Here is a 23,471-nt window from a genome sequence, read left to right on the forward strand (position 1 = left end):
AGTGTGTTACCGTGGGAATTAGCAAGATTTTCCATAATTAAAGATGAAGTGTTACCTCATTTTGCTACTAATGAGGATTTAGATTTGGCTAATGAGATAATTTCTTTGTTTAAAGCTGGTAAAAAATTAGGGGAAATTGATGAAGAGGTTGAGTATTTAGAAAAGATTTATGACCATAAACTTGTTAGAGCTTTTGTTAAACTATTAACTAGACTTTGCGAGTTTGAGTTAGATTCACCTATACCTCCAATTCAAATTAGAAGAGAGTTATTCAAGTATGGCCCAGTACTCGACGAGAAAGAAAGGGAAGAAATTATTCAAAAAGTTAGCAAAAATCTAGGAGCTGATGTAATGCGTTTTGTTTTTTCTGATTTGGATGAGGAAAAGAAGATAATAAAAGCGCCAACTATCTCCGCTGAGGATTTAATTAGATGGTATAATCTCTCTCTTTTACAAACCCTACTTTTCAAGGCTTATAAATTAACTGTTTATATTTCTTCAAACTGGAAGGAAATAATAAGAAGGGCCAAATGGTTAGGTTTAATGTATTTTGCCTATGATAAACCATTAAGGTTTGAGTTCTTAGGCCCTGCAACATTAGTTAAACTAACCGAAAAATACGGAAGAAATCTTGCTGTTCTTTTGCCATTTATTATTTCTTCACAGAATTGGAAAATAGAGGCTGAATTAGTTTTAGGAAAAAAGTTCAAAAGAGTATACAAATTAAAACTAGCTAATTTCAAGGAGTTAAAAGAACTAGTGATTGATGAGAAGAGGTTTGATAGTAGTGTTGAAGAGAAGTTTTACAAGGATTTTACAAATGTAATTAAGGGATGGAAAATAATCAGAGAACCCGAACCTTTAGTTGTTGATAATAGATTATTTATCCCAGATTTTCTAGTAGAAAAAGGAAATCTAAAAGTTTATGTTGAGATTGTAGGTTTTTGGACGAAGGAGTATATAAAGGAAAAGTTAGACAAGTTAAAGAAAGTTAAGTATCCAATTCTTATATTATTAAACGAAGAATTAGGGAAAGAGAAGTTTAATGGTATGAACGTGATAACTTACAAAAGAAAAATAGATATTTCTTTAGTTTATAAATGGCTAAAAGAGCTAGAAAATAAATATTTAGCAGAGGTAAAGGTTGATTATACAATTTCTGGGGATATTATAAGTCTGAACGAGATTGCTAATAAACTTTCTTTACCTGTTGAGGTTATCAGAAAAAATATTAAGATTTTCCCTGGCTATATATTCTTAAAGAATTATTATGTTAGCGAGAAATTTTTAGAAAAACTACGTAATGAAAATTTTGATAATAAAAGTTTAAAGGAGCTTATATCAGCCTACGGAGATTATATAGTGGAAGTGCTAGAATTCTTAGGTTATAAATTAAAATGGCAAGGAATTTCAGACGCAATAGTTATAAAGGACAAAAAAGTAAATTAAATTATGAATGATGCAATTATAGCTGGAGCAAAGAAATTATCAGAATTAATTAATGGTACTGTTGAGGCGTATGTTGATGAAGATGGAAGTTACTATTTAATTGGAATAACTGATATGGATTGTAGAACAAATGCGAGGATAGTTACTCAAGTATTAGATGAAATTTATAAGCATACCGATTCCATTAACGTGACTATTCTATTAATGGAGAAGAATGCGTATAAATCATATATGGAAAAAAATAAGAGTGCATTAAAAAGAGTATTATGATTAATTTCCTTATTTAGTAAAGTTTTAAGAAAGTTTATTAAATTAGAAAAAATCTAAAGATAGTTTGATCCGTTTCTTTTTAATACTAAATTCAATTAAAATTTGACAGAGAATTGGTTTTCGTCATAACTAGTAGTAATTAAAACTAACTTCTAGTTATTCAACCTCATCACTCTTTTTCTCTCCTGTGACTAGGTCTAGTAAAGATATAAAAACATTGTAGGAGTAGCCTAAGAGAGAATTTATTAGCGGATTTTGAGCTTATGTGCAAGTTAAAGATTTTATGAAACTCTGAATAGAGAATAATTTGGGAAAAGTTTATTAAACTCTAATTAATAGAGTTGATTATGAGATATTTTGCTTTTTTGCTTCTACTAATTGGAGTTTTAGGGATTCTAGCATATACTCAGTCTTCACTAGTTGCAAAACCTCTATATCTTTCAATTTACTCAACATTCACAGTTTTTAATGTAGTAAACACATCTTATAATGGTATAACTAGTGCTAATAATTCAATATATTATGTTATTTCTAACTCCTGGATAAAGATAGTTATAGTTAATTTCACTACACAAGAACAAGTCGCAACATTAACGGCGTATTTTACCACTTCTGATGCTAAATGGATTTATTATGATCCAACTTTAGGTTCTGTTATATTCTTAGTTAATGTTAGCTCTGATAGACCAATAAATGTGTCAGTGACGACGTTAAACATACCTGGGCCGCTATATAGTGTATCTGGTAGTCCAGTATCAGAAGTTACAATCATTCCATTAGGGTATTTAACTCTAGCTAATGGTACTCCGGTAAATGAAAGTGCAGTATTTGTTAATTATTTAAACGGAACAGCTGTAGTTAAGTCAATGATTAACGGATTAGCCGGTTATTATGTCTTATATTATGTCACTTAATTTCAGACTACACCGTCTCCTTATTTTTTAAAAATACTTACATGAAAGGTATATCTAGTATTTTAGGTACCTTAATTTTTCTTCAGATATTATTACTAGCATTACTTATAATAATTCATATACAGAATGGAGAAACACAAGTTACAATAAATACTATACAAAAGCTTCAATCACTAGCTGAGGATTCACCAGTAACAGAATTCGTGCAAAACGGTGTGGCTTACATTTATTCTCCAAAGCCAATGATAATTACTCATATAATATATCCTAATGGTTATATTGCGAATACTTCAATAATAGTAACAAAAGTTCCAGCTTCTGAGGTTTTACAAGGATATCCTTGGGCTATTATAGTGACTTCTGAAGGAAGTTGGTTTAATATTAGCAAAATAGGTAATAATGATTCTTCTTCCGATTCAATTGTATTCCCATATTATCATAATTATGGTATACCATTTTCCGGTCCTATTAAGAGTATATCTAGCGATCCTAATTGGACCTATTTAGGCGGAGTTTACGGTCCGGCAGGCTATGCTTTAGTTCCCTTAAATGTTTCTGTTAACGGTCAAACATTTAATTACGGTGTTTCTGGTGTAGAAGTAGTAGTTTATCCAGCACAACAAAAGGGATGGATAAATATGACCTTTTATGTACCGATACAAAATGATAATGGCGCAAATACGTCAGCTCTTAACATTGGTCTTTATATTCCTGTAAATATCACGTGGTACGCTTTTCCATTTTTAGCCGGATCTGGAACTCCTTACTATGGATATACAATACAATACCTATATACGTATGTTTGGTTTAGTGAACAAATGGTTAATCCTTATACCTGGTATTATTACCAATTGGGGTCTGTATATCCGCCCAGTAATCCAGCATATAATTCACATTATTATGGACCAGAGCTTGATTATTTCCCAGCTTATACTATTAGTGGTGTATATATTCAGTATCCATATATGGGGTCAAATGCTCAAACACCTCCGCATTTCTACTTTAACACTTTATATTATACAAATCCTATAGAAGTATATCAATTTGACATAAATATATATAAAGGTGAATGGTTATTATACGGCTATAGTGAGCGTTTCCATACATGGCAATTACTTTACAATTATACTTATAATTACACTAAGTACACATACTATTTATTGATCGAAAAAGAAGTTGCACCACAGGAATTAATAAGTTATAATGTAAATGCCACTAGTATGGTATTTCCAAGTAGTTATCCACTTTATATACTAGTTCCTCAGAATGTATATCTATTACAAGTCCAGCAGAGTTAAAATAAAAGTTTTATCTATTATTTTTCAAAACTAAATTAGAAAAGTTAAAAATTTTCTTATAGTAAAATTTTAAATTTAATTAATTTTTGGTTAAAATATATGCTGATTAATAGACGTTAGGGAAGATTTGGTAATGTAGCACTTTAACTAAGCTAGTTTACAGTATATATTTCTGGAAATATAAATTCGATGATTTAGTTTGATGTTAAATAAAGATAGACTAGATCTCCTCAACCTTTAAAAATCTAGTTGACCCTTCTTCTACTCCACCAGCAATTATTATTATAGTGTTCTTTAAACCTACTTGTCTAGCTACATTTTTGCTCTTTTCAACAATATTATCTAGACTATTTAATTCTTCTGAAATAAAAGAGTAAATTCCATAGCAAAGTTTTAGTCTCTTATAGACTCTTTGATTTTGAGTTAACACTATTATTGGAACTACTGGTCTTAACCTAGATATCCTTAGTGCTGAAGCACCAGTCCTAGTATAAACTACTATACCAGATGAAGAAGCCAGATTTGAAGCAGATACAGCTGAATATGCTATTGCATCATCTATATTTTTTAATGGTGGTGGAGGTCTGGGTTTAAAAGATCTCTCAACACTCAATATTAGCTCATGTAAAGTCCTTACAGCATCTATAGGATATTGGCCCATTGCAGTTTCATCACTAAGCATTATCGCATCAACGCCTTGAATTATTGAATTTGCAACATCAATCACTTCAGCTCTAGTTGGAATTGGAGAAGTAACCATTGACTCAAGCACTTGTGTGGCTAAAATTACGGGCTTACCATATAATCTAGCTAGCCTAACAATTCTTCTTTGAGTTTGTGGTAAATTAGCTAAACCTACTTCTACTCCTAAATCACCTCTAGCAACCATTACACCATCAGCTTCCTTTATTATTTCTTTTAAGTTCTTTAGCGCAGATTTTTTCTCTATTTTAGCTATTATCCAAGCTAGGTCTTTAACAATTTCTTTAACTTTTCTAATCTCCTCTGGTGAAGTTACAAATGAAAGACCAATAAATGTTGTACCCATTTCTAAGGCATGTTTTAGTAACTCTAAATCCCTATCAGTCAATCCTACTGGTACTTCAGAATCTGGGATGTTTATACCCTTTCTGGATGTTAAAATACCTCCTTCTTCTACTAATCCCTTGGCGTAATTTTTTCCAACCTCTATTATTTTTACTCTAATTCTTCCATCAGATATTAGTACCTCTGAACCTTTTCTGATAAGTTTAAAGAATAAAATATCATCTACAGGGATTTGAGTTCCAAATTCTATAGTATCTCCAGGTTTAAGTATTATCATATTTTTTCCTAAATCACCAATTCTGAGTTTTGGTCCAGGTAAATCTACTAGAATAGGAACTCTATTTTTTACTAGATTAAAGTACTTTTCATGCTGTTCTTTATCTCCATGCGCGAAATTTAACCTTATTACGTCTACATACTTTACTAATTCATCAATATGATTTTCGCTACTAGGTCCCAAAGTCGCGATAATTTTGGTCTTCCTAAACATATGGCGATGTACCTCTCCTAGATGCTGTATTTCCGAATTTTCTATTTATTCTATTAATAACATATATTCCAGCATTTCTCACTGTATAGTAAGCGTCTAAGAATTCATTTGCGGTTAATCCTTCCGAATAAACTATCTTTGAAACCTGAATAATTTCTGGAACTTCAGAATTAGGTGGAAGTATTGCTATATCAACGCTCATTTTTAGAAGATCTTCTACAAGACTACCTAGAAATTCTCTTCTTTCTTCTTCTTTCATGTTTCCTATTGCAGATTTATGATTAGGATGAATTAGTATGCCCATTGTAACGAGATAAAAAGGTGAGTCCTTATTTATTCTAATAATATCAACAACTGGAAAACCTTGAGGAGGAGAAGTAGCAATATGAAAATATTCCTTTGCCTCTGGAGGTTTCCTGATCATTAAGCCCAAATCTTTCATAATCTTTTCTATTTCCTCATCATTCATAATTTTACATTTGCCATCAAATAAAAAATGTTTTTGCTATATTATGAAATTCTTATGGACACTTAGTAATAGATCAACATTTCTTTAATTTTAATCTCTCAATTCCTATCTTCTTGAGCACTCGTATATCACTGCTGCATAAGATATTAAAAGCAAGTTAAGATGAAAATCTTTGTCTATAATAAAGTATGTACAATATGTACGAAGATAAGATTAAAGTAAACTAAGATAGAAAGAATAAAAGTAAAAGCTAAACTTAAACAGTCTTGCCAGCTTAACGAGATTGCTATTCTGAATACTAAAATTGAAATAAGAAAACTGAGGATTAACGATAATAATGGTAACGAAATTATATATAGAAATAGATAAAAAAAGAAAATATTAAATAATGTTGCTATAAAAATTCTGGTAATATAAAACGAATTAGATATTAATTTAGTTATAATTGAAGTAGTTAAGGATAAGAAAAGAAACAAAAGAATAAAATGGATCAAAATAAATAGTGTTATATCCACATGTATATAAGAGTAAAAACAAATTTTAATTCTTACTCATACTTTTTAAGCATTTTTAAGATAAAGTTAATTAAGTTTATCTTTTAAATATAAAATATGGATAAGAATTGGTTTTCAACTCCACAAGAGATAAGAGAAGGAATAAAATATCTATCAGCCCACTTTTATCCAGCAAGTATAATGGACAGATGGAAGGTATTAAAGAAATTATCATTTGAAAAAGCAAAAATAATAGCGAATTATTCCTTGCAACAAGTTATTGAGGAAATAGAGCATTTCGACTTCTTTAATGAATACTTCAAAGAGGATCCATTAACTACTGTTAGACTTCCTCCTTCTTACATAAAATTATTCGATGGGTTAGTAGAAGACTTCCAGAGTTCTAGATGGAAAGAAAACATTGCAACAAGATTTCATATGATAACTGAAGGTGTACTAGCTACTGTAGGATTAAAGATACTTAATGAGACTTCAAGAAAATATAACTTATTAGAATTTAATAATGGTATAAAAAGAATAATAGAAGATGAAGCAAGACATGTAAGTTTTGGTCTTTCCCTAATCGAAGATAAAGAATATGCTGTAAAAAGAGTTGAGGAATTGTTTCCATTGGCGGTACAAATCGTTAAGGAAGGAAAAGATAAAATTGAGCCACTAGGGTATTCAATACAAGAACTAGTTAATCTAATGGAGGAACTAAAGAAGGCTAGGATAAATAAAATTTTAGGTAGTTAAGCTAAACTTTTTTTATACCATAAAATAATTCATTATTTGGTAATAGAGAATTTACCCTATATAGGAAAGTCTTAACTGGGAAAAACCCCTGCTTTGTCATCACTCTTCTTAACTCCCATGGGAAATAAAGATGATAATATCTCTCTACTACAAGGTTATTAATCCTACTTCTCAGAAACACATTTCGTCTGAAAAAGAATCTTGGTTGAACTAACCAGACGGTAACTAAAACCTCACCTTCACTTTTTAAGCATCGATAACATTCTTTTAGTGCTAATGAAGGATCTTTTAAATGATGTAATGAAGCTATATAAAGTAAGGAGTCAAACGTGTTATCTCTAAAAGGCAAATACTCCATATCAGCCTGAACTAAATTATCACAACCCTTTTTTCTAGCCTCAATTAATTGCCTTAAAGCAATATCTAGACAAATAACAAAACGTGATTTTAATGTTAAACAGTTCTGACCAGAGCCACAACCAATATCACCAACTATTTTTCCCTTTATTAACGAGAGATATGGAACAGGCTTTCGCCTATGTACAATATGTTCATAGGCGTTCTTTACTTTTTCCTTCTCACTCACATTTTTATAACTTCTCGTTCTTTCTTAAATTTATGAGACTAGGAAAGATTGATGAGAAAATCTTTTCTGAAATAATTTATCCCAATTTAGGGAAAAGACATAAGGAAGTTATTGTTGAACCCCAAAGTGGTGTAGATACTGGTGCTATTGATTTAGGTGATGGCAGAGTTTTAGTTGTAAAATCGGATCCAGTATTTATAGTTCCCCAATTTGGGTTTAAGAAAGCTGCCTGGTTCGCTGTTCATATTTTAGCAAGCGATGTTATGACTTCCGGAATTCCTCCTAAATACGCATTAATTGACTTAAACTTACCTCCTAAGATCAGAGATGAAGAATTCAAGGAAATGTGGTTAGGAATTCATGAAGCCCTAAATGAGATAAATGTAATGGTAGTAGGTGGGCATACTGGTGTATATGAAGGGACAGATTATCCCATGGTTGGAGGGTTTAGTATGATTGGTATTGGCGAAAAAGAAAAGCTAGGTACCCCATCAAAGGTTAGAATAGGTGATTCAATTATAATTACTAAAGGACCAGCAATTGAAGCTACTGGACTTTTAGTTAATCTTTATCCCGAGTATTTCAGGGAGAGACTTCCTCAAGATATATTTAAAGAAGCTTATGACATGTATTGGAAGATGAGCTGTTGGAAAGATGGTTTAATTGCCTCAAATGTTGGAATTCATTTGATGCATGATGCAACTGAGGGTGGAGTATGGAATGCATTAGTAGAAATCGCTATGGTTACGAAGAAAGAATTAAGAATTTATGAGGATAAGCTTTTCATAAACAGAGCTGTTAAAGAAGTAACATCGTTAGTTAATATAGATCCTTGGTCTTCAATAAGTGAAGGCACAATGATTATAATAAGTGATAAGGGCGAGAAAATTGTTGAAGCATTAAAGAGAGAAGGAATAGAAAGTGCTATTGTTGGTGAAGTTAAAGAAGGTGAAGGAGTTACATTAGTTAAGAAAGATGGTAGTAAGCAGAGAATAGAAAAACCTACAGAAGATCCGTTTTGGAGAGTATTCTTTGAATTGTCAAAAAAGGCTTAAAGTTAAATTTTTTCACTCTTATAACTCTATGTGAAAGTAACTGTACAATTGGTAAGAGAAAATAAGGAGATTGTTGTTGAACTGCCAGAGAAAGCTACTGTAAAGGATTTGCTTAAAAAGATCGGATATAGAGTTCAAGGTAGTGTTGTTGTAAAAGATGGTTTACCAATAGTTGAGGATGAAAGATTAAATGATGGTGATAAAGTTCAAGTTTTCTTAGCAGCTTCAGGTGGATGAAGTGGAGAAAATTGATGATATTTTAAGGCGTAAACATGAGATCCTCAGAAATCTGAGAAGTCCGGATAAGAGTATAAGAGATGAAGCATGGAGACTTATAACTTATATAGTAGATACCGGAAACGGAAAGTACCTTGAAGATTCATTAGGTTATTTAAGGTCTTTATTGTGGAATAAGTTACAAGGAGTAAGAGATGAAGCATGGTCTCATTTACCAGTTTACAAAGCTCTTCTAGTTCAAGGTATAGATAGGGCATTAACTGCTGACTCAGATAGGATTAAATGGTCAGCGTGGTCTCATGTCTTAGAAATGATTCAATTAGGTATAGTAGAGAAAGATAAAGTAATCGAGGTTAGATACTCTTATTGGAGGTTACTAAAAAGCAGATGGGCTACAATTAGAAAGAAAGCTTGGAATTTATTTGTTGAATTAGTTAAAGAAGAAATATTTCAGCCCAAAGATAAGGAAAGATATATGGATTTTCTAAAACATAAGAAAGCTAGTGTGAGAATTTATGCGTGGGAAGTAAGCCCACAATTAGTTAATTTAAACTTTATTACAAAAGAGGAGTTACTTCAAAATATTCAATTTCTACAAGAATTAACACAAAAAGAAAGCAATGTTAAAAAAAGAGCATTGAAAGTATTAAAAAGGTTAGAAAGTTGAAAGTCGGAATCGTAGGAGGAGGAATTGTAGGCTTATTTACAGCTTATTATTTGCTGAAAGAGGAAGCGGAAGTCACAATATTTGAAAAAGATTTCTTAGGTAGCGGATCAATTCATGCGGCCGGCCTAATTGAACCATATAGGTTTGATAGAATAAACACTACTGGTATGATTATTAAGATGCTTAAGTATATGAGTAAAAGAGTTACATCGCTAAAAAGCCTAAATAAGGCATGGGTAATAGAATTATTTAAGAACTTAGATAAAGAACCGCCTTCTGAAGCTTGGGAAACTATAAGAGAAATGGCTTTATTCTCTTTGAAAGAATATAAGAGGTTAGCTGAAGAAAAGAATGATTTCGATTATGAGGAATCTGGGCTATTAGAAATTTACTCCGATGAGAAAGAGCTCGAGAAAGGAATTATTGAGGAGAAAAAGAGTCCCTTTAGACCTAAGTTTGAGATTATGGAAATTAAAGGCTTTGCTGGCGGTATTTATTTTCCAGAGTTATCAAAAGTTGATACTCATAAATTTATTGATAGGATTACAAAGGAGATTAAGGATGCAAAAGTAGTTAATGTAAGCGTAGATAAAGTATCTAAGGATGGAAAAGTATATTACGCTGGGAAAGAGGAGAAATTCGATAAAGTTGTTTTATCTGCTGGAGTATGGTTAAAGAATATAGGTTTACCTATAACTGCATTTAAAGGTTATGGTTATAGAGTTAAAGGTGAAATGAAAGTGAATTACCCTTCAGTCTTAGCTGAATTAGGCGTTGCAGTAGTAAAAAACTCTGACTTTATTAAGATTACTGGTGGTTTTGACGGCGATTTTTCTACAGACTCTTCTAGGGCTGAAATATTTCTAAACTATGCTAAATCTCTAGTTAACATAAGTTATGTTTACGATTTATATATGGGCTATAGACCTTGCTCTCCTGATGGTTTTCCAGTTATTGGTAAAATAGGAAACGTTGTAATATCTACTGGTGCTTGTAGACTTGGCTGGAGTTATGCCCCATCAATGGGAAACATGACTTCCGATTTAGTTTTAGATAGAAAAAATGACTTCGGTTATCTATCTCGATTTATAGGTGGAAGAAATTTAAGCCTTTGAGTAATATCTAAACATATGACTATAGTTAAATCCGAAATAATTCGTAAACTAATGGATGCGAAGAAATTTCTTTTAGACGGGTATATAGATGAAGGTGTTAAAATTGTTCTTGAAATTACTAAATCATCAACTAAGAGTGAATACAATTGGTTCATTTGCAACTTACTTGAAAGCATTGATTGCAGATACATGTTCCAAGTATTGGATAAAATAGGAAGTTACTTTGACTTAGATAAGTGCCAAAACTTAAAGAGCGTTGTAGAATGCGGTGTGATAAACAATACTCTAAATGAGCACGTCAATAAGGCATTAGATATATTAGTAAGCCAGGGAAAACGCGATAAACTAGAGGAAATAGGAAGGGAGATACTAAAGAACAATGATGTAAGTGCTTCTATTTTAGTTGCTATTGCTAATGCATTGAGAAGAGTAGGGGATGAAAGAGATGCAACTACCCTATTGATAGAGGCATGTAAAAAGGGAGAAAAAGAAGCCTGTAATGCTGTGAACACTCTTACAGTAAGAAGCGTCATGTGATCTAAACTTTTCCGTAGACTATATAACTCTTCGAGAAAAATTTTTGATTTATTTTCTTTGTATTTTTAGGCATAAAATTGACAAGATTTTACTTGAAGAAACTCAATTATAATATAGACTCATTCAGTGAAGAAATTTTATATTTTCTGGAGAGAATAAGAGGTATTCCACAAATACCTAATCAAAGGTTAGGAGAGGCTGAGAGATGGAGAGTAATTCTCCACTTTAAATGTTGTGCCAAAATAAGGTATGTGATTGCAAAAAGAGGGGATAAATTAGTCTTAGTTGCCGCACACCCTGATCCTGATGCAGAAAAATGCGTCTAAATCACTTAAAAATGACAAAAAGAAGAAAAAGTTAGGGCTGATAAGAGATGGTCAGTTTTAAGTTAATTTCCACAGAACGGAATCATAAAGAGAAACTTCATTGATATCATAAGTAAACTTTAAAAAATGTTTAAAAAAGAAGAAAACATTATGACAAATGCTGTTATCTCAATAAGAGTTGACGAGAAATTAAAAAAGGAATTAGAAGAGTTAGGAATAGATTATCCTAACTTAGTTAGGAGCTACTTAGAAGAAGTAGTAAGGAAGGAAAAATGAGAAGAGAATTAAAGGAAGCAGATAGAATAAGAGAAGAGCTTCTAAAGTCCCACGGTTATTATTCTTCTTCTGCAGAACTCGTTAGAGAAGATAGGGATAATGATGATTATTATTGACACTTCAGCACTCTTTGCACTCTACATTCCTGAGAAGATGAGTACATTCATAAGAAAAGAAATTGAAAAGGTAGACGAGTGTTACGTTTTGGATTTGATATTTTACGAATTTCGAAATGTTATCCCTGGCTTTCTCCTTACCTCACAGAGGTGGGGGTTCGTCTATGAAGTGGTTCATCGTTCCCATCATCAATTCGGGATTACATCTCTCATTTGGTGGGCAGCCGGGTGGGGCAGAGACCCACCCCAAAATTAGAGTAGGGGATCCGTCATCCATATTGTCCGAATCCCGTGAAAGAGGAATAATAGTTGCCCTTCCCACAGTCCCATCGAGCTAGGGAAGGGCGTCATTAACATCACTAAAAGATATCTCGGCAAAGGAGTATATAAATATAAGGGGGCTATCATCCCCTTGGCGTGGCTTTCTGCCACCTTAACCCTCCACTATTGTAATTTCAAGTTGCTCCATGGTATAACCTCTTGCCCGCTCCCTAATTAATATTACTGGATGAACAATCAATTATTTTATCCCAAAATGATAAAATAAAATGAATTGACAAAAGACCCTTGAATCGCCCTTAGAATCAAGATAAATGAAATAATAAAAAATTCTACAACTTACTACACAAATTGATTTCAATAACTTTTCTAATTATATATCTTTTGCAATAAAAATCTTTAATCGCTCACAGTATTCCAATTATATTTATTTTAATATTTTCATCAAAATGCTTAGGTTTATTCAAAGAGATACTAGTAATTCTTCTTATAAATTCATTCTTATCATTTATTTTAAATAATTGATTAAACTTCTTTTCAAAACCTATTGTAGAACTTGGTTTACCACTAATTCCATACCCACAAACAGATCCAGAAGTATGTGCTGGATAGATTTCTACATAATCTGGTAGATCTTTCAACTTACTTAGACTATAGTATAGTTTTTCTGCTGAATCTTCACCACCTATATCGATTCTCCCAACAGTGCCTACAAAAAGTGTATCACCAGTTAATACAGCCCAAGGTTCACTCCAGCTTTCATCCCTTCTTCTATCATAAATTAAAATAGAGATACTATCTGGTGTGTGTCCAGGAGTATGAATAATTTTTATTTTGACATTACCAGCCTTTATTTCCTCACCGTCTTTAAGTCTCTCAACCGGAAAATTAACTTTAGACTCCTCATGGTAGTATACATTAGCATTAGTAAGGGATTGTAATTTTCTTGCTCCAGATATATGATCTGCATGAGTATGTGTATCAATTATGTATGCAATTTTCATATCTCCAAGATCTTCAGCCAATTTTATAATTTCATTAATATGTTCATATTTAGGGTCTATAACAAAAAGTTCTCCAGCTTCACTACAGCCAAAAATGTACGTTATACATCCTCCTGTAGGGCTTATAATTTGTCTAAATATCATAAATTACAATATCTACCTAAATTATAAAAAACTTATTCACTTTTATAAGTTAATAATTCAAAATGTTCCTTAGCTTGAATAACACACCCTTTACAAGAGTCTATTATTATTTCATCATTACCGTTAAATGTTACTAATAAGGAATCATCAAAAATTATAAATCGAGACTTTACGTTATCTATCTTTATCTTTCCATGTAAATTTAAATTATTAGATGACGTAACTACAGTTAAATTTCCATTAAAATTTTTTAAAATTTTTATTAACCAATCTGGTAAATTATCATAGACAATATCAATTTTATTACTCTTATTAGCAAGATCTTTAATTAGGCGAATAATGGTTTTAATACCTTTAACATGCAAACTACGCTCTGTCTCGTTTTCTCTTCTCTCATTCCAAAAAGATATTATTATTTTAATATAATTATCCATCTCATTAACAATTTTATCTCTGTAAATTTTTAATGCAAAAGATGGATCTATTATTTTTACCTTTTTAGGTCTTCCTTCAATTATCCTAACTAAACCTTTATTCTCTAGAGACTTAATTACATCATAAACTTTCTGATACGGAACTCCAGATTTCTCAGAGATCTCTCTCATAGTAGAATTGCATAGGGATAATAAAGCAGAATATACTTTAGCCTCATAAAGTGAAAATCCCAGTTTCATTAAAGTTGTCTCTAATTCACCACTCATAGTGAATAATTGATTTTTATTACTTTAAATCTTACTATATTATGAATAAGCACTTTTTGTTATTCACAATTTTAGTTTTCTTTACGGGATTATACTTAGGAACTCTAAGAATAGATATACCAGAATTCGAAAAACAACTTCACATTCCGTTAGAGCTAAGTGTTCTCTTACCATTAATCTTTTTCGGATTTATAAAAGGATCTTGCAATTATATAGCGGGAAGACTTTCTGACAAATTAGGAAGAAAAAAACTACTTATAATAGGTTGGATTGTAGCAATATTCTCAATACCCTTATTATTTCTACTCAACATTTATACAATTATAATTATTTCTATCTTGTTAGCAATAAATCAAGCATTAACATGGACAACAACAGTAACTTCCCAAATTGATATATCTGGTAAATTAAGGGCTGGATTAGCTACTGGAATTAACGAAATGTCTGGTTATCTAGGAGTTTCAATAGGAAGCTTACTTGCTAGTTACATATTTAAAATAAGCTTTGTAATTCTTTTAATCACATCTATTCTAGCAGTCATACTTTCATACACGGTAATGGAAACTAAAACACTAATTAGGGAAAATAATGAAAATATAAAGATAAAATGGATTCCTATAACAAGAATCAGTATTGCTGGATTATTAGAGAAATTTGTTGATTCCTCATTTTTTATACTAATTCCTACTTACTTACTCTTACAGCATTATTCCTTAACTTTAGTGGGACTAATAGTATCAAGTTATGCTTTTGTATGGTCACTTTCACAACCATTGTTTGGGTATTTAGCAGATCTATATAGTAGGAAATTTATATTAATCTTAGGATTTATATTAATGTTCTTAGGATTTATCCATTATTCATCTTATCCAATGTTATTTTCAGTAATAGAAGGAATAGGGATGGGAATGATTTATCCAAATTTAATAGCTGCTGTAAATGACATAATTAACGAAAAGGTAAGGGGAAAAGCCTTAGGTTATTACAGACTTTATAGGGATTCTGGTTATGGAATTGCTGGTATAGTAATACCATTACTTTACATACTACTTGGTTTCAATAAAACTTTACTGGTTATAGGAATTTTACAACTTCTTTCATTAATCTTAATACTCTAAACCCTTATAAGATGAAGGGACTAACAGAAAAATTGATGATTCTCTCTCACCAATCAATTAAAAATTTACTAGGCAAAGTTATTTTAAATTACTCTGAGGAAAATGTTAGAGAAAACGGCTATGATTTAAGAATCTGTGGAGATAAATATTACGAGCTAGTTCAAGGTGCCGAATTACCGGAAAAGAAGGCAACATTAAGAGAAATAGAATTTAAAGATAAAGCTGTATTAAGTGCAAATCACACTTATTTATTTGAATCTTGTGAAGAATTTGACATGCCAGCGGACTTAGCAGTACTAATAACCTTAAAAAGCACATTGGCAAGGAACGGTTTTTTGGCACCTCCAACAGTAATTGATGCTGGCTATAAAGGTAAAGTTAACGTGGCAATTACAGCTGTATATAGCTCCTCTCTCAAAAAAGGTATGGCAACACACCATTTAATATTCCTCAAACTTGATAAACCAACAGAAAGATTATATAATGGAAAATATCAAGGTGGTGTGCTAATTTAAATTAGAAACCGACTTATAACATCCCTTCAAATAGAGTTTGTGTGGCAAAGAGTAGATTATAATTGGAATATCTAAATCATAATATAGGGAAGTGTAAGAAAATACGAGAACAACAAAAATGGTTACCAAAGAAATACTTCAGATGAAATAGTGTGCGATAGTCCTAGAACCGACTTAGATCTGCTTAATAGGACCTTCACACTGTTTCAAAAAGAAAGGGACAAAAATACTGCAAGTTAGACACACGGTACTATCAAGAGAGTTCAAGAAATAAAACAGTTTTATAATACAGAAAGTAAGAAAAATATGGTAAACAAATTTAAGGAATACGAGTATGACTATTTGATGGAATTAATAATACTCCAACTCTTTCTGAGGACATGATGGAATTAAAGTACAAGAACAGACTAGAACATTATTTCTTATAAGTAATAATAATAGACATAGAAGAATAATTAAAAAACTCTTAATTAAAACTTAAAGAAGATCTATATTAAACTGTAAGCTAGTTTATGTTGAAAAAGAAGTTTATAGTATGAAAATTTTTACTCAATAATTTATTATTTATATGAATACAATTTATATCTTCTCTGAAATATTGGAGAAAACTTTGACGATATATTAATGGACTCCTTTGTGAAAACGCAAAATTCAGTAAAGGGTCCAAAAGCTAGTTGCTTTCTCCATAAATTTTGAAATGCAATCTCTTTGTAAAAATCATCGTAAGACATTCCCAATGGTTTAGATATCCAATATGCATAAGGATATGAAGGAGAATCCAGGCTACCGTTAATTAACTTATAAAGTCCTCCCTTACCGTTCCTAGCCATTCTAGCGACCTTATCGTGGATTTCCCTTACCTTTTTATCTTTTTCTACTATGTCGTTTATTAAATCAAGCGTCCTTGAATTTTCCAATAAATACCAATCCTCGTATACAACTTCTTCAGTCCATGGTACGAAATTTACCTTAATCACTATAGACCCTATATAGCCATCTATTTTAACGTTCTCGTTAAAATATTTATGAAAATCAACTAGTGAATTTACGTATTCATCTTCAGAATAATCCTTAGCTTTCTGGTGCCAAAATACGTAAGCCAACATAATATATATAGTAAAAGAAACGCATAAATAAGTTTTAAATAAAAATAAAAGATTGTTAAAGTGTAGAGTGTTTTGTATAATAATAAACCTTCCAGGCCTAAGTGATTAAGGGCTTTTCACCTAATTGCCACATGGCAATCTTAGCCGACATTATGCTTAAAATATGAGTAGTACTTATAGGAAAATCTTTACTGTTATACGTCACGTTAAAACTATATAAGAAATATATCTTATTAACTGAAAATTTCCTTTTGTAAGCAATAAGATTAAGAAGTAAAATTAAAAATATTTTGTAACTCACGAAACAAATATTATGATTCTTTATGGTAAGGGAATTTTCATTAAACTACTATAATGAGTCAAAGATTTATCACTGAACCCCACTATACTCTTCAAATAAAACTGTTCCTTTATATGTTACCTTGTTTCCCGTTATTTTACAGTTCTTTATCTCATTAGGATTTCTTACTCCGATTGATTTCAGTAAAATCTCACATACTAAAGACTCTCTATCCTTGCTTACCAAGAAATTCATATTAAACGGTTTAACCATTCTTTTTACTGCTGGAAAAATTTGGGATAAAATTTGTAAAACTTCTAACTCTTTAACCTTACATCTAAATCCTTCTATTTTACAAAGGATGTTAGAGGAAAACACATGAAATTCTGCCTCTGTAAAGGAAAGGGAATTGAAGAAACTGATATTTGAAGGAGGAACATTATGAAACTCAAGATAATATGATGAAGGAGAGATTTCCTCTTTAGGAATTAGCTTTTCAGCCTCATCTAAAGGAAGATTTTCTATCGAGAGGATAACATTTTCAGACAAAATAATCCTTGTAGATAACTTATCAGAAATGTACCTTACCTTATAGTTGTAAGCCCTTATTTTATATTTCTCTAAAAATGAAAGCAATTTAGATAAATCATCACTGTCAGTAGTAATCACATAATTTTTTGCAATTACTTTTTTCACGAGAATAGTTTACAAAGTAAGATAAAAAGTCATTCGTATGAAGCGGAAACATCAATACTGTTTCCATTGCCAAGACTAACTACAACCGTGTATATACTTCCTTGAGTTAGAGTATATGATTGCGGAAACTCAACAGTCAAGGAATGAGTACCAGCCTGGAGTTGTATATTAGTGGAATTAACTAAAGGAGTACCAACAACTTCTACGTTAGTTATAGTTATCGGTAAGTTATTCCTAATAGTGAAATTTAGATAATAATGTCCGTTATGGGAATATAACACTGCATCATATACTTGATAGGCTTCTACTAGCGATGATAAACCACCAAATAGCCCAAAAACAAAGCCTATAACTATAAGAGTCATAAGAACTGCAGCAGTTAAGATAATAAGATGGACTATACCATTACTTAATCCTCTCATAAGTAATGATACGCAAAACGTTTATATAAATTTTGATGACTTGATATAGTTTGTAGATTACTTTAAAATTTATCTATACCAATATTAAATTTATTTTAATTTAATATTTGATTTAGAATTTAAGGAAAAGTTTACTATGTTAATATCTAAGAAAATTGAAATAATCCATGAAAACAGATCCAATATGGTGAGTTCTTAATACAATGCTGAGGTTAATGTTTTATCTCGTGAAGCTAGTCAATTGAAATCTCCGAATTTTATAAATTATAAAAAACTAATCAAGGAGACTATATATTTCCTCAACGTCAGTTATTTCATAAGCTTCTGGAGTAAATACCCCTTGGTTAATAGGTACGTACTCTATGGAATCCCTGGTCTTTATTTCCACATCCTTAAGTTCAAAAAGGACATGGGGATCTTCTAAATCTTCCCTCCAGAAGTGAATGTGAAATCCCCTCCTTGTAGTTAAAACTAATCTGGGTTTTAAACCCTTCATTTGCTCAATTATTTTTCTGTCTTTGGAATCTATATCTACCATAAAAATCTTGAAGTCTATATGTCTAGGAAGTTCAGAAAAGAGTATTTTTGAAATATCAGGCTTCTTCTCACATTCTTGCAAGAATCTTATTACAGCCTCCTTAGATGCCTTTGAAATATTAACGGGATTTAAAACATGCATTATTTTTATCCACTCCTTTCTTATCTTTATTCCCTTAACCTCAAACTCTACATTATCCCTAATTGCTAAGAGAATTTTTACTGCCTTTAGAGGCTCAACGTCCCATATTCTATAAAGTACTTTATCTATTTTTAACCCCTGCCGTTTAGCCTCTCTATCTCTTGAAATTAGATAAAATAGGTAAGTCTCTTCATCATTAAGCTTAGGCAAATACTCATTAAGATATTCCTCTAGGCTTAATTTTCTCATTAAAGCAGAATATGAGAAGATCGTTAAAAATCTAAACTATTCAACTCAGCAAGCATAAGTTCAATTAAACTCTTAGTATATGGTGAGATTATAAAGTTTAGGGGTTCAAAGGGGGCGAAAAACCTCGCCTTTTACGGTACTCCCAAAATCATTTTACAAAAATAATTCTGATTGAACAATATTAAATTTGTTGAACATAACCAAGTTTATAACAACATCAAGAATTCAACAAATTGGGAAAAAAGGTTTAAAGCGAGGGAATCGGTATTACCATAAGGGCTCATGGTAATGCCAATTCCCTCATTAAACACTCAACAAATAGGGTATAAATTAATTTCCATGAGTAACTTCCAAGGGAGAAAGGGAGAGGAAGTTACAAAAACCTTGATCTCAGCATCATTACACAAAGATTCAGTGGAAAACGTTTCCAGAGCTTACAACGTATCACCACAAACGGTGAGGAATTACGTTGAAGAACAAGGGTTACAAGTAGCGGAAAAAACACTGGAACAAGTGAAACAAATCTCACTCGAAACACTTAAGGGCGTGAAGGAGATAGAACTATCAATAGATTGGACAACAATAACTTGGTACGGAAAACCTGTAGAAGGTTTGGGAAGCTCAGAAAAGGGATACTCGTGGAACTACGCAACAGCTACAACGAAATACGAAGGAAAAATCCTCATACTTGCTTTCATACCGCAAGTTAATGGGATGACAAAGGATGAGATTGTCAAGGTCTTGATTGAACAAGTGGTTGCAATGGGATTTAGGATTAAACTGATAACACTTGATGCAGGATTTTACACGGTTGAGGTGATAAAATTCATATCCCAGTTCAACTACATTATTGGAGTTCCCGTTGGTGATGTCAAGATCTACGAGGAGTTTGATGGTGAATATATTACGAATAGTAAGAGGCGTAGTAAGGATGAGCAGGTTAAGTTTAGGCTGATCGTGTATCGCAGGGAGAAGATCAAGAGGAAAAAGAAGAAGGTTGTTTACTTCGCTAGGGCTACAAATCTCGATTTACCCAAGAATAAGGTCTTGGAGTTATATAACAAGGTGAGGAATCCGATAGAAACGTCTTATAGGAGTGTTAAATCGTTCCTCCCCTTTACGTGTTCAACAAAGTTCATTTTCCGCATGTTAATCTTCTTACTTGCCGTGCTCGTTTACTCCTTGTACACGATCCTCAAGGATAACGTGAAAATGAGGACTTTCAAATCACTAATTTCAAAAATTATTGAAAATATATCTGAGGCAGAGATTTATTTAAATAAATCAGAGGAAACGCTTACTAATACTACAGGTTTATTTTTAAGGAGGTGATTTTGGGAGTACCGTTTAAGGCGGGGATAGATACCCCCTTTGTAGAAATATTTTTTAATCCACTCTCGAACATTTTATTAATGCCCAACGTAGGGTTCCGCTTTCGTGCATATGCTGACGATCAAACAATTAGGGCGTTAAAAGCCCAGTTGAGGTTAGCATGTGAGATGTACAACACCCTACGCTGGGCAGATATCTATTTCTACCAAAGGGACGGAAAGGGTCTTACACAAACGGAGTTAAGACAGCTCGCTCTAGATCTAAGAAAGCAAGATAAGGAGTACCAACAACTCTACTCACAAGTAGTACAGCAAATTGCCGATCGTTATTACGATGCTAGGGATAGGTTCTTCAAAGGTCTAGCACACTTTCCTAAGGAGAAGAAACCCCATAAGTACTACTCTCTTGTTTACCCACAAAGTGGATGGAAAATACTTGAGAGCAGGGAAATAAGGACTAAGAGTAGGAAGAATAAGAAGAAGCTGGTGTTATTGAGGTTATCAAATCTCGGCGTGTTTAAGGTCATTGTTCATAGGGACTTCCCGCTTGACAAAGTTAAGAGGGTGGTAGTTAAACTAACACGTTCAGAGAGAGTATATGTCTCCTTCATAGTTGAAGGTGTTGGATTCTCTCAATTCCCAAAGACTGGTAAGGTAGTTGCAATAGATGTTGGGGTAGAGAAACTCCTAACCACGAGTGATGGGTTCTATTTCCCTAACTTGAGACCTTATGAGAGGGCACTTGAGAAGATAAGGAAACTCCACAAGGTTCTCTCGAGGAAGGAGTTCTTGTCGAAAAATTGGTTTAAAGGAAAAGTGAAGTTAGCTAGGGGTTATGAACACTTGAAGAACTTGAGACAAGACCTCTATATGAAGTTGGGTAAGTGGTTTGCACAACATTATGACGTTGTAGTAATGGAGGATATAGATGTTAAACAACTGGTGGAGGAGTCAGAAAGGAAGTTGAGGATGAGGTTACACGATGTTGCATTCCATGAGTTGAAGAGAATACTAGAATATCAGTTGGAAAAATATGGAAAGAAACTGTTGCTAATAAATCCAGCATATACTTCAAAGATGTGTGCTAAATGCGGGTACGTAAAGAAGGAGTTAACTTTGACTGACCGTGTGTTCAGCTGTCCTAAGTGTGGTTGGGTTACTGATCGTGACTATAACGCTTGCTTAAACATGTTGAAGAGATCGGGGTGGGAGCCATCCTTAGTGCCTGTGGAGCTCCACCCTCTACCCGTAGCGAAAAGCTACGGGCAAGGTGGGGCTATGAAGCAGGAAGCTCCGCCCTTCAGGGCGGGGTAGCTCACTATAAACGTTACCAACTATATCAATCCCCTTTTCCGATATTTCCCTTATTTTAGGTAAATATATTCTTAGTCCAAAATCCGATATTTCCTTTAGCACATCTCGCACTAAGTTTTCTGCCACACCTTCTATTACCACATCTACATTTCCTGTTCTATAGCTTCTACCAGAATACAATTCTGCAGCAAAACCACCAACAATAATAATCCTACCTAGACCCTTATCTTCCAAAAGAGCATTTAAAATTGCCAAAAACTTCAAGAAACGATCGGGTTCACTACCTTTTAATTCACTTATTCTTGAAAGTAATTCCCTAAGCAACCAGTCTTGTAATATATTACATAACCTTCTATTTTCCAGCAGCCCAACTCTTCAAGCAATTTCATGTTTTCTTCTCCCAACTTAGCCAGTCTCTTTAAATCCTCATCACTAATCTTACTACCTCTAGGTCTCGGTCTGTTCTCCAATAACTTTATTACTATTTTTGGATCTACCACACGATTACCTATTGCCTATGCTAATTAAAGTTTTGTTAGAGTAATTTATGGAAATCTTTCCCTGATTTATGAGACCCTAGTTAAGGGATTTAATAGGCTAATAGTGTCCTCTATTTTAATGTAGTTAATTATTTTTACAATTAGGTCTTTATAATACTTTACGTTAAATTCCCTTCTTTAATGGTTTTAATAGCTTTGGTGAGACCGTAAAATTTTCTATCTTTATTAAACAAGATCTTTTATCTCTAACCTTAGTACCGAGGATAACTTTAACGAACAATTCTGAAAACGAGTGAGCATTGTAATTCTATTACAAACAATCTTCTTTTTACTTGAATAATAACATGGTGTCTTCACTAGGGTATAAATTTATTAATTAATGAAAATCTTTACAAAGAGAAGATACTAAGAAAAGGTTTTATACATCCTAATGTGAATATAGAAATATAAATATCATAATGACGACACTATGAGTGTAGGCATTAAATATGTGGTGATTATAATTCAGGCTGGCTAATGTCGCCTGCAGGCAAGAGAGTTAAATTAGGAGTGGCTCATCTCTTAGTAGGAACGTGTGTTTTCATGCAGTCATGAAATCGAAAGTTCCTTGTAATATTACATCAAAGTAATACTATTGTTTAATCATTTTTAAATTAAATAAGTCTCTCTAAAGGTGTTGTCTATCTTGAGAAAATAGAGAATAAATAGCCTATGTATAGGTAAGGGTTGTAGTGCTAATCATAAAAACCTTTAACCTTAATCATTTTTAAAATAACGTTTACTCTTCATATTTATAGACTTTTTCAATTATCATTTTACGGAAAATCTAGGAATAAATAGTTTTCAAAAATAATAAGTTTTAAATTACGAATCTTTTATCTTAAAACACTTAAATATTACCATATATCTTAATATTATGAATAAGTGTTTGCGTAAATGTTCATTAAAATTCAGAATGTAAAGATTTCCCTAAAGATGTTATTCTGTAAATTGCATAGAAAAATTTTAACGTTTGCTCTAGTGTTTTTCAA

24 protein-coding genes and 4 pseudogenes are annotated in these 23,471 nt (G+C 32.2%); 17 read left to right on the forward strand and 11 right to left on the reverse strand.

The features are described 5' to 3' along the window. Positions 1-3: 3 nt before the first annotated feature. From bax1 to D1869_RS09065, 4 genes are all read left to right on the forward strand, one after another. Positions 4-1,449, forward strand: a complete 1,446-nt coding sequence (bax1, locus tag D1869_RS09050; protein WP_156014818.1) for an endonuclease Bax1 — start codon at positions 4-6, stop codon at positions 1,447-1,449. Positions 1,450-1,452: 3 nt separating this feature from the next. Continuing rightward, positions 1,453-1,719 (forward strand): hypothetical protein, encoded by a 267-nt coding sequence (locus D1869_RS09055; RefSeq protein WP_156014819.1) that lies wholly within the window; start codon positions 1,453-1,455, stop codon positions 1,717-1,719. 347 nt (positions 1,720-2,066) lie between these two features. Next, complete coding sequence (locus tag D1869_RS09060) at positions 2,067-2,633, forward strand: hypothetical protein (protein ID WP_156014820.1); 567 nt, start codon at positions 2,067-2,069, stop codon at positions 2,631-2,633. Between the two features lie 41 nt (positions 2,634-2,674). Beyond that, positions 2,675-3,931 (forward strand): hypothetical protein, encoded by a 1,257-nt coding sequence (locus tag D1869_RS09065; protein WP_156014821.1) that lies wholly within the window; start codon positions 2,675-2,677, stop codon positions 3,929-3,931. A gap of 220 nt (positions 3,932-4,151) precedes the next feature. Here the strand turns inward: D1869_RS09065 and pyk are convergent, their stop codons facing one another. Both pyk and D1869_RS09075 read right to left on the reverse strand, forming a co-directional pair. Continuing rightward, on the reverse strand, positions 4,152-5,468 hold the full coding sequence (gene pyk, locus D1869_RS09070; RefSeq protein ID WP_156014822.1) for a pyruvate kinase: 1,317 nt from the start codon (positions 5,466-5,468) through the stop codon (positions 4,152-4,154). Further along, entirely contained in the window at positions 5,461-5,937 is a 477-nt protein-coding gene (locus D1869_RS09075) for a DUF2299 domain-containing protein (protein WP_156014823.1), read from the reverse strand. The genes pyk and D1869_RS09075 overlap by 8 nt, the downstream gene beginning before the upstream one ends. 611 nt (positions 5,938-6,548) lie before the next feature. On the opposite strand from D1869_RS09075, the gene D1869_RS09080 reads away from it, so the two are divergent. Beyond that, a complete protein-coding gene (locus tag D1869_RS09080; RefSeq protein ID WP_156014824.1) occupies positions 6,549-7,187 on the forward strand; it encodes a ferritin family protein in 639 nt (212 codons plus the stop codon). 1 nt (position 7,188) lies between these two features. On the opposite strand, the gene D1869_RS09085 is transcribed toward D1869_RS09080, so the two are convergent. After that, positions 7,189-7,773: a class I SAM-dependent methyltransferase gene (locus D1869_RS09085; RefSeq protein ID WP_156014825.1), complete on the reverse strand. Its 585-nt coding sequence runs from the start codon at positions 7,771-7,773 to the stop codon at positions 7,189-7,191. Between the two features lie 32 nt (positions 7,774-7,805). Between D1869_RS09085 and D1869_RS09090 the strand changes: the two genes are divergently transcribed. From D1869_RS09090 to D1869_RS15820, 8 genes and pseudogenes are all read left to right on the forward strand, one after another. After that, positions 7,806-8,828 carry an AIR synthase family protein gene (locus D1869_RS09090; RefSeq protein ID WP_156014826.1) on the forward strand — a complete coding sequence of 341 codons (1,023 nt, stop codon included), beginning with the start codon at positions 7,806-7,808 and terminating at the stop codon, positions 8,826-8,828. 30 nt (positions 8,829-8,858) lie between these two features. Continuing rightward, positions 8,859-9,065 (forward strand): MoaD/ThiS family protein, encoded by a 207-nt coding sequence (locus D1869_RS09095; protein ID WP_010979679.1) that lies wholly within the window; start codon positions 8,859-8,861, stop codon positions 9,063-9,065. Next, a complete protein-coding gene (locus D1869_RS09100; RefSeq protein WP_156014827.1) occupies positions 9,058-9,732 on the forward strand; it encodes a hypothetical protein in 675 nt (224 codons plus the stop codon). The genes D1869_RS09095 and D1869_RS09100 overlap by 8 nt, the downstream gene beginning before the upstream one ends. Then, a complete protein-coding gene (locus D1869_RS09105; RefSeq protein WP_156014828.1) occupies positions 9,729-10,847 on the forward strand; it encodes an FAD-dependent oxidoreductase in 1,119 nt (372 codons plus the stop codon). The genes D1869_RS09100 and D1869_RS09105 overlap by 4 nt, the downstream gene beginning before the upstream one ends. Positions 10,848-10,862: 15 nt before the next feature. Beyond that, positions 10,863-11,384, forward strand: a complete 522-nt coding sequence (locus tag D1869_RS09110) for a DUF1955 domain-containing protein (RefSeq protein ID WP_156014829.1) — start codon at positions 10,863-10,865, stop codon at positions 11,382-11,384. A gap of 77 nt (positions 11,385-11,461) precedes the next feature. Next, positions 11,462-11,710: a hypothetical protein gene (locus D1869_RS09115; protein WP_221267143.1), complete on the forward strand. Its 249-nt coding sequence runs from the start codon at positions 11,462-11,464 to the stop codon at positions 11,708-11,710. 150 nt (positions 11,711-11,860) lie between these two features. Continuing rightward, a pseudogene (locus tag D1869_RS15770) lies at positions 11,861-12,102 on the forward strand (antitoxin). Continuing rightward, a pseudogene (locus D1869_RS15820) lies at positions 12,089-12,226 on the forward strand (PIN domain nuclease); the annotation flags it as partial. The pseudogenes D1869_RS15770 and D1869_RS15820, both read left to right, overlap by 14 nt. 562 nt (positions 12,227-12,788) lie before the next feature. Here the strand turns inward: D1869_RS15820 and D1869_RS09130 are convergent. Then, positions 12,789-13,529, reverse strand: a complete 741-nt coding sequence (locus D1869_RS09130; RefSeq protein WP_156014831.1) for an MBL fold metallo-hydrolase — start codon at positions 13,527-13,529, stop codon at positions 12,789-12,791. Positions 13,530-13,561: 32 nt separating this feature from the next. Continuing rightward, on the reverse strand, positions 13,562-14,230 hold the full coding sequence (locus tag D1869_RS09135) for a TrmB family transcriptional regulator (protein ID WP_156014832.1): 669 nt from the start codon (positions 14,228-14,230) through the stop codon (positions 13,562-13,564). Positions 14,231-14,271: 41 nt separating this feature from the next. Between D1869_RS09135 and D1869_RS09140 the strand changes: the two genes are divergently transcribed. Together D1869_RS09140 and D1869_RS09145 are read left to right on the forward strand one after the other, a co-directional pair. Beyond that, positions 14,272-15,348: an MFS transporter gene (locus D1869_RS09140; protein WP_156014833.1), complete on the forward strand. Its 1,077-nt coding sequence runs from the start codon at positions 14,272-14,274 to the stop codon at positions 15,346-15,348. A gap of 35 nt (positions 15,349-15,383) precedes the next feature. Beyond that, on the forward strand, positions 15,384-15,863 hold the full coding sequence (locus D1869_RS09145) for a dCTP deaminase (RefSeq protein ID WP_156015944.1): 480 nt from the start codon (positions 15,384-15,386) through the stop codon (positions 15,861-15,863). A gap of 560 nt (positions 15,864-16,423) precedes the next feature. Here D1869_RS09145 and D1869_RS09150 read toward each other — a convergent pair. The 4 genes from D1869_RS09150 to D1869_RS09165 all read right to left on the reverse strand — a co-directional run bounded on the left by D1869_RS09150 (position 16,424) and on the right by D1869_RS09165 (position 19,295). Beyond that, positions 16,424-16,969 carry a hypothetical protein gene (locus D1869_RS09150; RefSeq protein ID WP_156014834.1) on the reverse strand — a complete coding sequence of 182 codons (546 nt, stop codon included), beginning with the start codon at positions 16,967-16,969 and terminating at the stop codon, positions 16,424-16,426. A 370-nt stretch (positions 16,970-17,339) separates the two neighbouring features. Beyond that, on the reverse strand, positions 17,340-17,945 hold the full coding sequence (locus tag D1869_RS09155) for a hypothetical protein (protein ID WP_156014835.1): 606 nt from the start codon (positions 17,943-17,945) through the stop codon (positions 17,340-17,342). A gap of 29 nt (positions 17,946-17,974) precedes the next feature. Then, positions 17,975-18,367, reverse strand: a complete 393-nt coding sequence (locus D1869_RS09160) for a DUF973 family protein (protein WP_156014836.1) — start codon at positions 18,365-18,367, stop codon at positions 17,975-17,977. Positions 18,368-18,641: 274 nt separating this feature from the next. Further along, positions 18,642-19,295, reverse strand: coding sequence for a hypothetical protein (locus D1869_RS09165; protein ID WP_184651057.1), 654 nt, complete (start codon positions 19,293-19,295; stop codon positions 18,642-18,644). 282 nt (positions 19,296-19,577) lie between these two features. On the opposite strand from D1869_RS09165, the pseudogene D1869_RS09170 reads away from it, so the two are divergent. Both D1869_RS09170 and D1869_RS09175 read left to right on the forward strand, forming a co-directional pair. Continuing rightward, positions 19,578-20,496: pseudogene (locus D1869_RS09170) on the forward strand (ISH3 family transposase); the annotation flags it as partial. A gap of 211 nt (positions 20,497-20,707) precedes the next feature. Further along, positions 20,708-21,940, forward strand: coding sequence for an RNA-guided endonuclease InsQ/TnpB family protein (locus D1869_RS09175; protein WP_156014838.1), 1,233 nt, complete (start codon positions 20,708-20,710; stop codon positions 21,938-21,940). Here D1869_RS09175 and D1869_RS09180 read toward each other — a convergent pair. Further along, positions 21,929-22,264, reverse strand: a pseudogene (locus tag D1869_RS09180) (hypothetical protein); the annotation flags it as partial. The gene D1869_RS09175 and the pseudogene D1869_RS09180 sit on opposite strands and share 12 nt — an antisense overlap. Then, positions 22,237-22,440, reverse strand: a complete 204-nt coding sequence (locus tag D1869_RS09185) for a hypothetical protein (RefSeq protein WP_156014839.1) — start codon at positions 22,438-22,440, stop codon at positions 22,237-22,239. The pseudogene D1869_RS09180 and the gene D1869_RS09185, both read right to left, overlap by 28 nt. Positions 22,441-23,471: the final 1,031 nt, after the last annotated feature.

Origin of the sequence: Sulfurisphaera ohwakuensis (assembly GCF_009729055.1) — an archaeon.
In the GTDB taxonomy this organism is placed as follows: domain Archaea; phylum Thermoproteota; class Thermoprotei_A; order Sulfolobales; family Sulfolobaceae; genus Sulfurisphaera; species Sulfurisphaera ohwakuensis.

Excerpts from the sequence above, each read along its gene's own strand:
- D1869_RS09055 (WP_156014819.1), top strand. The coding sequence starts at position 1,453 with ATGAATGATGCAATTATAGCTGGAGCAAAGAAATTATCAGAATTAATT.
- D1869_RS09060 (WP_156014820.1), top strand. The coding sequence starts at position 2,067 with ATGAGATATTTTGCTTTTTTGCTTCTACTAATTGGAGTTTTAGGGATT.
- D1869_RS09065 (WP_156014821.1), top strand. The coding sequence starts at position 2,675 with ATGAAAGGTATATCTAGTATTTTAGGTACCTTAATTTTTCTTCAGATA.
- pyk (WP_156014822.1), bottom strand. The coding sequence starts at position 5,468 with ATGTTTAGGAAGACCAAAATTATCGCGACTTTGGGACCTAGTAGCGAA.
- D1869_RS09075 (WP_156014823.1), bottom strand. The coding sequence starts at position 5,937 with ATGAATGATGAGGAAATAGAAAAGATTATGAAAGATTTGGGCTTAATG.
- D1869_RS09080 (WP_156014824.1), top strand. The coding sequence starts at position 6,549 with ATGGATAAGAATTGGTTTTCAACTCCACAAGAGATAAGAGAAGGAATA.
- D1869_RS09090 (WP_156014826.1), top strand. The coding sequence starts at position 7,806 with ATGAGACTAGGAAAGATTGATGAGAAAATCTTTTCTGAAATAATTTAT.
- D1869_RS09110 (WP_156014829.1), top strand. The coding sequence starts at position 10,863 with ATGACTATAGTTAAATCCGAAATAATTCGTAAACTAATGGATGCGAAG.
- D1869_RS09130 (WP_156014831.1), bottom strand. The coding sequence starts at position 13,529 with ATGATATTTAGACAAATTATAAGCCCTACAGGAGGATGTATAACGTAC.
- D1869_RS09135 (WP_156014832.1), bottom strand. The coding sequence starts at position 14,230 with ATGAGTGGTGAATTAGAGACAACTTTAATGAAACTGGGATTTTCACTT.
- D1869_RS09140 (WP_156014833.1), top strand. The coding sequence starts at position 14,272 with ATGAATAAGCACTTTTTGTTATTCACAATTTTAGTTTTCTTTACGGGA.
- D1869_RS09145 (WP_156015944.1), top strand. The coding sequence starts at position 15,384 with ATGATTCTCTCTCACCAATCAATTAAAAATTTACTAGGCAAAGTTATT.
- D1869_RS09150 (WP_156014834.1), bottom strand. The coding sequence starts at position 16,969 with ATGTTGGCTTACGTATTTTGGCACCAGAAAGCTAAGGATTATTCTGAA.
- D1869_RS09160 (WP_156014836.1), bottom strand. The coding sequence starts at position 18,367 with ATGAGAGGATTAAGTAATGGTATAGTCCATCTTATTATCTTAACTGCT.
- D1869_RS09165 (WP_184651057.1), bottom strand. The coding sequence starts at position 19,295 with ATGAGAAAATTAAGCCTAGAGGAATATCTTAATGAGTATTTGCCTAAG.
- D1869_RS09175 (WP_156014838.1), top strand. The coding sequence starts at position 20,708 with ATGCCCAACGTAGGGTTCCGCTTTCGTGCATATGCTGACGATCAAACA.